The following is an 11,055-nucleotide window of genomic DNA, read 5'->3' on the forward strand; positions in this document are numbered from 1 at the left end:
TTTGCCGGCCGATTGGCCGGAGCAGGTTCGCCTTCGAGACCTTGAAAGCTTCAAGGCCGGCGTCCCTGCGATTGAGGGGATTGAAGCGGTCCTGGACGCACTGGATCGACGTGAAATTCCCTATTGTGTCGGATCTTCAGGCAAGTATCAGAAGATGCGGACAACCCTTGGCAGCTCCGGCCTGCTGCCGCGCCTGGAAGGAAAACTGTTCTCTGCTCAGGATTGCGAACAGGGCAAACCGGCTCCCGATGTCTTTCTGCTTGCAGCGCGCACCATGGGTCATGCACCCGGGACCTGCGTTGTTGTCGAGGACAGCGTACCCGGTGTCATGGCGGCAAGAGCTGCCGGAATGCGCGTTTTCGCGTTTGTCGAAGACCCCTCCTGCGACCGGGAAGCCATGACCGCAGCTGGCGGCATATTGTTTGAGCGCATGTCAGAGCTGCCGGATCTTCTCTTTTCCAACAGTTAGGGCTTTTCTGGAAAAAGGTTTTACCGGGGCTCATACAAAGACATTTTGAACCCCTTATAACTTCGTGTTGGCCATATTATCTTAGCCGACCGAGACACTTAAAGACGCGGGGGAACACAACCCGTCCAGCCAGGGAGACAGCCATGACAATGACGACCAGCGGCCGAGGGAAGATTTATTCTTCCATTACCGAAACCATCGGCGATACGCCGATCGTGCGGCTGGACCGTCTTGCCAGGGTCCACGGTGTCAAAGGCAATCTGCTTGCCAAGCTTGAATTCTTCAATCCGATTGCCAGCGTCAAGGACCGTATCGGCGTCGCCATGATCGAGGCCATGGAACAAGACGGCAAGATCGCGCCGGGCAAAACCACCCTGGTCGAGCCGACTTCCGGCAATACAGGCATCGCGCTGGCCTTTGTCGCTGCCGCAAAGGGGTACAGGCTGATCCTTGTCATGCCAGAAACCATGTCCATGGAACGGCGCAAAATGTTCAAGATCCTGGGTGCCGAACTGGAACTCACCGAAGGTCCGAAAGGAATGAAGGGCGCCATTGCCCGCGCTGAAGAACTCGTTCGGGACATCGACAATGCGGTGATCCCGCAGCAGTTCGAAAATCCGGCAAATCCGGAAATTCACCGCAACACCACTGCAGAGGAAATCTGGAACGACACAAATGGCGGGATCGACGTTTTTGTGTCCGGCATCGGCACTGGCGGCACAATCACCGGCGTGTCTCAGGTGCTGAAACAGCGTAAACCTGACCTGCATGTCGTTGCGGTTGAACCGGAAGACAGTCCTGTTCTTTCCGGCGGCGACCCCGGCCCGCACAAAATCCAGGGAATTGGTGCAGGGTTCGTTCCCGGCGTTCTCGACACGTCCGTTTTCGACGAAGTCCAGACAATCGCCAACGAAGATGCCTTTGCCTTGGCCCGGGAGGTTGCCAAAACGGAAGGTATCCCGGTCGGTATTTCCTCCGGTGCAGCTCTGACCGCGGCGATCCGCGTAGGGCAACGCGACGAGATGGACGGCAAGAACATCGTCGTGATCATCCCGTCCTTTGCCGAGCGCTACCTGACGACCGCCCTGTTCGAAGGGCTCTAGGTCCACTCCACCCTGCGGGCCATCTGATCCGCAGGGTTGATTGAACGGACAAGCAACTGAGGCGCAGCCTTTATGAAAAAGGTCTTTCGCTACAGTTGCCTTTCCATACGTGTGGCCTCCGAAAACCCGAAAAGATGTTTGAACGGGCCGGTTTGCTCCGTGGACACGGCTTCAAAGCCAGCGCGTTCATAGAGTGCCCTGGCACGCGGATTGGTGTCGATCACATCCAGACGGACACTTGAGAGACCTTGCTGTGTTGCCTCTTCGCAAACAGCCTCCAACAGTGCCCTGCCGATGCCTTGGCCACGGGCGTTCGCGGAAACGAATATCCCATCCATCAGCAGTTGATCCGGCGAGGTTTCCCGCTCGAGAAGATCCAGCACAAAGCCCCGCCAGAAACCACCCCACAGGCCATAAACACTGCGAAGATCGTCCAGTGTCCCGTCAACGAGCGCCCCTTCGCTTGTCTTGAATCCGGCCATGCCGAGCAACTCTCCGTCCTCTGCGAGAGCGCTCAGCGCAAATTCCGGGTTCAACAATCGCTCGCACAATTGCAGTGCCTTCACCTCCGGTGCCAGGACCTTGCCGAGCTTTCCACGGAAGGCCTGCCAGAAAAGACGACCTGCCACCGCGCGCTGATCCTCGGGAAATCCTCTTTCGATTTGAAATTCTGAAGGCACTTCAGGTCTCTAACGGACGTAGACAGCGGTTCCGGTCGCGCTGACCATGAGCATGGAGCCGTTCTGGCCAACGGTTTCGTAATCCAGGTCGACGCCGATCACGGCATTGCCGCCGAGTGCCTGAGCACGGGAGCACATTTCATCAAGTGCAATCTGGCGTGCTTTGGCCAGTTCTTCCTCATAAGCCGCCGACCGTCCACCAACGATGTCCCGTATTCCGGCAAAGATATCCTTGAACAGGTTGGCCCCGAGAATGGCTTCGCCGGTCACTAGGCCCTTGTAGTCAATGTCCTTGCCCTGAACCGAATTTGTCGTTGTCACCAGCATGCTGTGTCTCCTGATTGAACTCCGTTCGAAGACATGGGATCCAGCTTGAGGCAATGCAAGAATGATCAATCGGTCAAGGTGCCGTTGGATTTGAGCGAGCTGATATCGAATCCGAATTCAGGACACTTCTTGCAGCCGCGCTGACAGAAGCGCTTCGGCCAATACATTGGCGTCTGCCGGCCAATATTCGTGAGGCCTCGGGTGTACAACATCAGCTTTTTCCGATGGCCGGCAAGCTTCTATATCGTCGATCCAACGACCAGGAATTGCCGTCCGTCCCTGAACTGCTCCCAGCAATGCACCGCAGATTGCCGCATTGGTGTCAGTGTCCCCCCCTTTGCCGACCGTCCAGACCACTGCTTCTTCGAGAGTTTCACCGGACAGCAGGTGATAAAAGGCATTCTGAAACGCCGTCAGCACCCACCCCATATTATCGTAGAATTCGCGAGGCGGACTTATTCTTGCCAATTCCAGACGTTCGCGAACAGCTACTGCTCCCGCTTCAGATCCGGGGTGGTAGTCCGCATACTCGGTTGCCGCCTGCCACATGGTTTGGGCATCCGCACCGGCAATGCCCACCGCAATTGCCGCCGTAAAGGCGGCATTGGCGGACAGACAGACGGGATGGGGATGGGTCAGTTCCGCATCCAACGCTCCGGCTGTTGCAGCCAGCGCGGGAGCACCCGCCGCGAATACGCCGATCGGGCTGACACGCATCAGCGCCCCATTTGCCTGACTGTCGGAGGTTGGCATTCGTCCGTTCGACAGCGCCACGATTCCGCTTTTTGTCGTAAACCCGATGTCAAATGGTGCGGACATCCACCAGCGAATATATGCTTCTGCCACGCTGCCCCGATCGAACGTCCCATTTTGAACAATGGTTCTTGCAAGAGCCAAGGCCATCTCGCCGTCATCAGTAGACTGGCCCGCAATAAGATTAAAGGTGCCACCGTCCTTTAGATCCCGAACACCATCGGGGTAGAGTTTTGCTATCTGTGAAGCGCTTTTGAATTCGACAAGCGAACCGAGTGAGTCTCCGGCCAATTGCCCGAACAAGCAGCCTCGGGCCCGGTCTCTTGTTCCTTCACAAGTTATCTGCAATCTCTTTCTCCTGTATCCGGACCAAGCAGTTCATTGCCAGCATATCCGTATTCCGGCGAAGAGATCCTTGAACGGTTTGGCAGCAAGAATGGCTTCGCTCTCACCAGACCCTTGTAGTCAATGTCCTTGCCCCAACCGAATTCATCGTTGTCACCAGCATGCTGCGTCTCCTGATTAAACTCCGATCAAAGACATGGGATTGCAAACCCTGGCCGGCAAGAAACACATTCAAGAAACCGGGAGGCATCCGCCCCCCGGTGTGCACTTTTCAGCATCAGCAATACTGCGAGAACGTGGTCAGGACAGGTGATGAACTTCCTGCTGCCCGTAGACCAGCGTCGGTAATCCTTCCATCCGTGCCTTCAGTTGAAGTGCCAGAAACTGGGAATAGTGGCGCGACTGATGGAGATTGCCGCCATGAAACCAGAGCGCTTCCTGCTGGGTCGGTTTCCACATGTTGCGCTGCTCTCCTTCCCAGGGACCCGGATCCTTGGTTGTCTCCGACCCCAGACCCCAGACCTTGCCGACCCTGTCCGCCATATCCTGCCCCATCAGATCGGCGACCCATCCGTTCATGGAGCCATAGCCCGTTGCGTATACGATCAGGTCGGCCTCCAGGCTGGATCCGTCATCCAATTTCAGACCGTCTTCGAAAACTTCCGTTACCTGTCCTCTTTTCAGCTTGATTTCACCATCGATGATCAGCTGGCTCGCTCCGATGTCGATGTAATATCCAGATCCCCTGCGCAGGTATTTCATGAAGAGGCCACTGTCGTCGTCACCCCAGTCAAGCCAGAAGCCTGCCTTTTCAAGCCCGGCATAAAAGTCTGCATCACGTTTCTTCATCTCGGCATAAGCCGGTATCTGGAATTCGTGCAGGATGCGGTAGGGCAGGGAGGCGAAAATGAGATCGGCTTTTTCGGTCGTCATTCCAGAGCGGACAGCCTCTTCTGAATAAAGCGCGCCCAGGCCAACGTCCATCAGCGTGTCCGATTTCACGATATGGGTGGACGACCGTTGAACCATCGTCACATCGACATCGTTTTCCCAGAGAGCCGCACAGATATCGTGCGCCGAATTGTTGGAGCCAACGACGACCGCTTTCTTGCCCCGATAACTGTCAGGCCCCGGGTGCTTAGACGAATGATGCTGGTCCCCCTTGAACGTTTCCATCCCCGGAAAGACCGGTACATTTGCCTTTCCCGACATACCGGTTGCCATAACCAGTTGCTTCGGCTTCAAAACTACCTCTACGCCGTCCCGGTCGACGACAACTGTCCATTCCCCGGCCTGCTCATCGTAACTGGCGGATTTCGCAACTGTGCACGTCCAGTAGTTCAGCTCCATGACCTTGGTGTACATTTCGAGCCAATCGCCGATCTTGTCCTTGGGACTGAAAATCGGCCAGTTTTCCGGAAACTTGATGTATGGCAGGTGGTCGTACCAGACCGGATCATGCAGGCACAGCGACTTGTACCGGTTGCGCCAGCTGTCTCCGGGTCGGTCGTTTTTTTCGACTATGATCGTGGGAACACCCAATTGCCGCAGTCTCGCACCCAGGGCGATCCCTCCCTGACCACCACCTATGATGAGACAATAAGGCTGGGTGGCATAGCCGAGTTCGGACAGTTCGCGTTCCCGTTCTTCCTTCCAGGTGGTCCTGTGTTTACCCACACCATGTTTTGCCCCCAAGGGCCGCTGGAATCCTCTGGGTTCTTCATGGCCCTTGAGTTCCACCATGGTTGTCAACAGCGTCCAGATCTTGCCGTCCTTGAGGCGGACAAGACCGTATCCGCGGGCAAGTTCCGTCTCGAACTGGATCCACGCCGTGACAACACCTCCTTCTTCGGTCGGCACTTCTCCGTCAGCAAGTTGCCAGTTGCACGGCGCTGTTGTCGCCAATTGCCGGGTCAACAGGTCCCGGACCTGGTCCTTGCCTTCAACTGTTTTGATATTCCAGGTGAAGGCGACCAGATCCCGCCAATAGCAATCGTCCTGGAACAGCTCAGTCGCCTTGTCGATATTGCCGCTTTCAAGCGCTTCACCGAATGTCTTGAGAAAGGTCTCGGTCTGATGAACCAAAGGTGTGTCGAGCATTGCATTCCTCCCACTGTTCAGATGGGGAAGCATCGCAGGGTACACCGCTGCTACGCTATCGCGCGCATGCTGAATTTGATTGTTCGGCAAAACATTTCTGCTTTTCCGTTGCGCGCGCAACAGCGTGCAACACAGGTATCAGAAGGTTCCGACACCTTACTTCTCAGTCTTTGCGCGCCAATCCGGCCTTTCGCATTCGCCTGAGGATTGTCGACCGGTTCACTCCGAGCCGCCGTGCTGCCTGCGCCATGTTCCACCCGCAGGCATCCAGCAACTCCTCGAGATCCTCATCGGGATTACTGGTCATGTGCCGCGACATCGGCGGTGGCGGCAAATCAGGAAGATCGATCACGGAGCCCTCCACCAAAATCATGGCAACATCAAGCGCATTGGAAAGCTCGCGTATGTTGCCGGGCCAGGAGCGCCCGCTCAACTCCGCGCGCGCTGCCGGTGACAGACGGAAGTCCCTTGGCGACCGCCTCAGCAGCCTTTCCAGCAGCCAGTCGAAATCCCGCCGGTGTCGAAGCGGAGGAATCGCAACCACTGACCCGGCAAGACGAAAATAAAGTTCCGGCCTGATCGCCTGAATGTTGCCAGATGATGACGGATCATGTCGCGTCGACGCGATGACACGAAGGTCGCTTCGAGACTCAAGCAGAGCCAGAATGGCCAGCTGACCCGTTTCGTCCAGGTCTTCTATGCCGCGCAGAAAGACTGTTCCTGCACCGGCTTCGAAGAGTTCTTCAACCTTCTCGTTCTTGAGCGCAGAACAGCAAAGTGCGTGGTAAGACCGGTTTGCCGGCCCCAGAACGTGAATGGCCCTTGCCAGATATTCCTTGCCTGTTCCGGTTTCACCGACCAGCAGGATCGGGACCTGGGTCGGAGCCAGTCTGGCCACCTTTGCGACGACTTGTGCAAGTGCCGTGTCCGGACCACAGAAACTGCGCAGCGGTGCCGGTAGATTCCTTTCGGTCTGGCTGCGCGGTAACCGGACAGACTGAGGTGCGATCGCGTGACCGTAGAGGCCCCTTCCGTCTCGCAACCTCAGAACCCGTTCCTCCGGTGGCCGGCCGCGCATGAGTTCCGGCAGGTCATCGATATCCAGATCCATATGCATGTCGATGCGGCTGCCAATCAGGTTGGCAGAACCTTCCAGAGCAAGGCACTCCAGCGCACCGCGTGTCATGCCGGTGATCCGTCCGGCATCGTCTAGCGCGACGGCGGCCTCGGGATCCACTTCCAGAAATTCGGCGGACGTGGAAAAGCGCAACACCCATTCGCGGCGTGTCGTCGCCATGAGATTTGCCATTTCCACCCGGCGTGCCGACGCCCTGACCAGGTTCATTGCAAGGTTCTGGCTGGATTTCGGGCTGGGCGACCGCAGAAGAGATATGTCCAGAACGGCTGCAAGCTTGCCATTGGTGTCGTAAATCGGTGCGGACGTGCAGGAAAGCGGCGTATGCGACAGTCCGAAATGATCGCTTTGATGAATTGTAACCGCTTCACCCGTCACGAGGCAGGATCCCACGCCACAGGTCCCCGCCAGATCTTCCGACCAATCCGAACCCAGATACAGACCGGCCTGGCGAAGGTCCTCTTCAAAACGTGGATCACCGAAGAAATCGACGCAAATTCCCTTGGCGTCCGCCAGCAACAGGACATAATTGTGACCGGCCACCTGCTTGAACAACGTCTGCAAACCAGAGCGCGCGGTTGCGACCAGCCTTTCGGACTGCTCCTGATGTTCGCGCAGTTGCTGCTCGGTTACGATATGGGCCGGTTCGGGACGGGACGGGTCCATGCCATAGGCTTCGACACAGCGCTTCCAGCTTGCGGCGACGAGCCCGTCCCGCCCGGTCTCGAATCCTCTCAGGACACGGTCGATTTCACTGACATGTTCCAGATCGCGCATGCCATCCTCCCTTGGCATTGCGCATCACGATAGCTTGACTGGTCAGCTTTGCAAAATCTGCGATGTCACAGGGTCAGTCGGGCACGCTCAAACCGCGCGGCAGGCATTGCGGCAAGTTTCAAGGCACCGGATATGCCTTAGATGTCGTCCGGGAACTCAAATTCATCCGGATCCAAGCCGAAACTTCTCAAGAACCCTTCCTTGTCATTCTTGTGCTTCCTTGCAATCTCGACCACCTGCTGGGGTCTGTAGCGTTCCGACATCTCCTTGTGTTTTGACGGATCGCTGCACATGCGCTTGATCACCGTGGGATCGATGGACAGATTGGCGGCTTGGGAATGACCGTCGATTTCCCGCAATCCTTCACCGCGCCTGAATCTCAACAATTCGATGGCTCTGTAAGTCAAGGTGTGGGTGTCACCTATCTCGTCCTGTACATACGGCCTGTATTTGCCGAGAAACCGCTCATCAACGGCCAGTCCAAGCGCCTTTGCGCCGTCAACGATCCAGTGAAGCGCGATGTTGGCCATGCCGTCATCGCCATAACTGCCACCCACATTTCCGTGCGCACCGGCAAACCAGCGTTGCTCGAGAGTCTGATCGCTCCCGCTGTCCTGCCAGATCTCAGGCCGGAAGTCGTATCGCTTTTCATCGATTGCCAGCGCCTGGCGGGCATTCAGGACGCAGTCTGCGGGTTTTTCGCGGACATGGAATGATTTTTCCGACACGGACGTTCCACCTGTCGCCCGAAATCGCGACCCAAGCGCCATAACCGTATCCCACACACCAAGATACGTGACTTTGATGGGCATCATTCGTTCGGCAGGCGCTTCCCCGCGGGAGTTCCTGATGTCCAGCGGGCTTCCACCTCCGCCTTTTTCAAGATAATGACGGAAAAAAATCGGAATGTAGTAGGCGTCACCTTTTGCTGGTACGCCGCCCAGCCACGAAATGAAATTCGTCAGTCCACGCGCTTGCGCTGCACCTCGACTGAAGCCGAACACATAGATCTGGTCTCCTTCAGCATAATTGTTGGAAATGAAGGTTGTTGCCTGTTCGATATTGGCCTCAAAGCCTGCTCCCCAACCGCCTCCGAGCTTGCTGTCCGCAAAGTTGAGCAGCTTGTTGCTTACACCAGGATAAAGCCCCTGAGCGCCAACCCCGGAATCGTAATAGGTAATCTGGCGTGTGCCGTCACCGGGATCCTGAGGCCATACCGCGCGCGCCAGTTTCAACGGGTTTGTCGGTTTCAGGACGGTGGTCTTGTCGTCTCGCTCATGAACATTGAATGAGCTGTTCCATGTCCCGTCGAGGCAAAGGATAAGTCGATCGGCCACAATCTCCTCCTTGAAAGCAATTAAACAGAAATATCGATGTGTGTTTCACCGTCCGCGGGAAAGTTGAGAACAGCTCTGCGTTCAGGTGCAAAGAGCACTTCATCCAGCTTTGCAATCAGTCCCTCTTTCTTGAATTCCTTATGGGTTTTGATCTCGTCCGGATCGTAGGTCATGTGAATTTTGTAGGCCAGGTCAGGGCGCGCTTCGAACAGCATCTTGAGCGTGTTGGGTTCCGGATTGCCGTGTTTGCCGTCTCCACAAAACACATAGTGGTCCGCTGTCACACGCTCAAAAAACTCCGGCGTTACATTCCTGTCACTGCCGTGATGCGCCATTTTGAGGATATCGAAATGAACTGAACCACCGGGAGCAAGGCGATCGGTTTTCTCAAGCCAGTCCATGATCATTTTTCCGCGCGCATCGCCGGTCAGCAAAGCTGTTTTACCCCCGGCTTCGGCAACAACGACAATCGATGCCAGGTTTGAGACCGACGTATCCATGCTATGAGCCGCCGTTTTGGCATCGGCTTCCTTCTTGAGGATCTTCTTCAGATCCTTTGCCCACTTTTTCTTCAGGTCATCGACCTGCTCCTGAGACGGACCAATCACATCCAGGCTGAGCGCGCCACATTGCCAGGGGCCTGCGGCATTGCCCAACACGGCCAACCGGTCTTTGAAACGCTGATTGACATCAATGTTGAGTGCCTTGAGATCCAACCGAAGCTGCCGGCCCTGACCGACACTGGAAAGCACCAGCTTGCTGTCATGCGGATCAAAATCACCAAGATCCACTTCGTCCAGCGCACTGGCGAGCGAAGCAGCGTCTCCACGTGAGGAGGAAACGCCGGCTCCGGTGATCTTTGCAATCGTGTCTGCAAAGCTGTTGTGCCACGCCCTGCGGATATCGACGATTGGATCACGCTCTTCGTTGCGGGCCTCAATCAGCTCATCGGTAAGATCCAGGATACCGTCGATGTGGTCGGCATCGATATGGCTGACCATCATCAGGTCTATCAGGGGAGGTTCGTCACCGTTTTTCGGCAGCGATTCAAGCTGATCTCGCAGGAAGCGTTTGTAGACGCCGGAAGGACCGCCATCGATCAGAACCGTGGCGTCTTCAGCGAAGAGCAGCAGGCAATCGCCATGTTTCGCCTTGATGGCACGCAGTGTCAAGTCCGCCATGTTGGTACCTCCTAGACAGATTGAAGCGCGCGCAGAATGTCGACCAAGCCATTGCCCTGAAAGTACCGCTCGCGCTGCAAGTCGGTCGCTGTCTCACACAAGATACGTTTGATCCGCTCCGGTTGGGCGATAAGCTCTGTGTGACGCGCCATGAGCATGGCTGCAGCACCGCTGACATGGGGCGCAGCCATGCTGGTTCCGTCTTTATATTCCGCTCTGTTGTGAGGTGTCGGGCCATAAATCTTCTCGCCCGGGGCGACAACGTCCGGCTTCAGTCGCCCGTCACCGGTAGGGCCCCGGCTGGAGAAATAGCTAACGCCGTATTCATGCGGTCTTTTACGGTGTGTTGCCCCCACGGTGATCACACCATTGGCGTTGCCCGGGTCCGTGATGGAAACCGAACGATAACTGTCTGTGGATCGGACTTCTTCGAATTCCTGCATTTCGAACCCGCGATTGCCCGCCGCAGCCACGATCACCATGCCGGCAGCCGCCGCTTCATCGCATTCGTCACAAATAGGTGTCCGTCCACAGGCGAACCGGCGAACTTCGTGAATTAGCGACAGGCTCAGATTGGCGCCGTGAACCTGCATGGTGCCCGCTCGTGAGTTCATCCAGCGCAGATACTGGATGGCCGCCAACAACTCAAACTCATCGGTGCGCCCGTCATCGCGGAACACACGCACATCTATCAGGTTGATATCAGGACAGACCCCGCGCAATTTTCTCGTTCGGGAATGGAGCGGCTCCTTGTTTTCGTGATCGAGGTCTTCGATCCAATCAGCCCCCAGTATTCCCGCCACATGCGTTCCATGATCATTGTCCGGAACGTCGGGATTGTGATCGAC

Annotated in this window: 10 protein-coding genes; 2 read left to right on the forward strand and 8 right to left on the reverse strand. The window is 56.5% G+C overall.

Annotated elements, in window-relative coordinates:
- Together K5905_RS16860 and cysK are read left to right on the forward strand one after the other, a co-directional pair.
- Nucleotides 1–469: HAD-IA family hydrolase (locus tag K5905_RS16860; protein WP_297585916.1), on the forward strand; the 469-nt coding region annotated here is incomplete at its 5' end.
- Between the two features lie 143 nt (nt 470–612).
- Nucleotides 613–1,572 (forward strand): cysteine synthase A, encoded by a 960-nt coding sequence (cysK, locus tag K5905_RS16865; RefSeq protein WP_297585917.1) that lies wholly within the window; start codon nt 613–615, stop codon nt 1,570–1,572.
- An 89-nt stretch (nt 1,573–1,661) separates the two neighbouring features.
- Here the strand turns inward: cysK and K5905_RS16870 are convergent, their stop codons facing one another.
- The 8 genes from K5905_RS16870 to K5905_RS16905 form a co-directional block, all read right to left on the reverse strand.
- Nucleotides 1,662–2,252 carry an N-acetyltransferase gene (locus tag K5905_RS16870; RefSeq protein ID WP_297585919.1) on the reverse strand — a complete coding sequence of 197 codons (591 nt, stop codon included), beginning with the start codon at nt 2,250–2,252 and terminating at the stop codon, nt 1,662–1,664.
- A 9-nt stretch (nt 2,253–2,261) separates the two neighbouring features.
- Nucleotides 2,262–2,579 (reverse strand): heavy metal-binding domain-containing protein, encoded by a 318-nt coding sequence (locus K5905_RS16875; protein WP_297585921.1) that lies wholly within the window; start codon nt 2,577–2,579, stop codon nt 2,262–2,264.
- Between the two features lie 117 nt (nt 2,580–2,696).
- A complete protein-coding gene (locus tag K5905_RS16880; RefSeq protein WP_297585923.1) occupies nt 2,697–3,635 on the reverse strand; it encodes an ADP-ribosylglycohydrolase family protein in 939 nt (312 codons plus the stop codon).
- A 342-nt stretch (nt 3,636–3,977) separates the two neighbouring features.
- The gene (locus K5905_RS16885) at nt 3,978–5,777 is read right to left on the reverse strand and encodes an NAD(P)/FAD-dependent oxidoreductase (RefSeq protein WP_297585924.1); all 1,800 of its coding nucleotides are present in this window, start codon (nt 5,775–5,777) and stop codon (nt 3,978–3,980) included.
- A 163-nt stretch (nt 5,778–5,940) separates the two neighbouring features.
- The gene (locus K5905_RS16890) at nt 5,941–7,689 is read right to left on the reverse strand and encodes a sigma-54-dependent Fis family transcriptional regulator (protein WP_297585926.1); all 1,749 of its coding nucleotides are present in this window, start codon (nt 7,687–7,689) and stop codon (nt 5,941–5,943) included.
- 137 nt (nt 7,690–7,826) lie between these two features.
- Complete coding sequence (locus K5905_RS16895) at nt 7,827–9,026, reverse strand: DUF2235 domain-containing protein (protein WP_297585928.1); 1,200 nt, start codon at nt 9,024–9,026, stop codon at nt 7,827–7,829.
- A gap of 20 nt (nt 9,027–9,046) precedes the next feature.
- The gene (locus K5905_RS16900; protein ID WP_297585930.1) at nt 9,047–10,207 is read right to left on the reverse strand and encodes an MBL fold metallo-hydrolase; all 1,161 of its coding nucleotides are present in this window, start codon (nt 10,205–10,207) and stop codon (nt 9,047–9,049) included.
- Nucleotides 10,208–10,218: 11 nt separating this feature from the next.
- The coding region (locus tag K5905_RS16905) for a S8 family peptidase (protein WP_297585931.1) at nt 10,219–11,055 on the reverse strand (837 nt) is incomplete at its 5' end.

The organism is Roseibium sp. (assembly GCF_025698965.1).
Taxonomy (GTDB): domain Bacteria; phylum Pseudomonadota; class Alphaproteobacteria; order Rhizobiales; family Stappiaceae; genus Roseibium.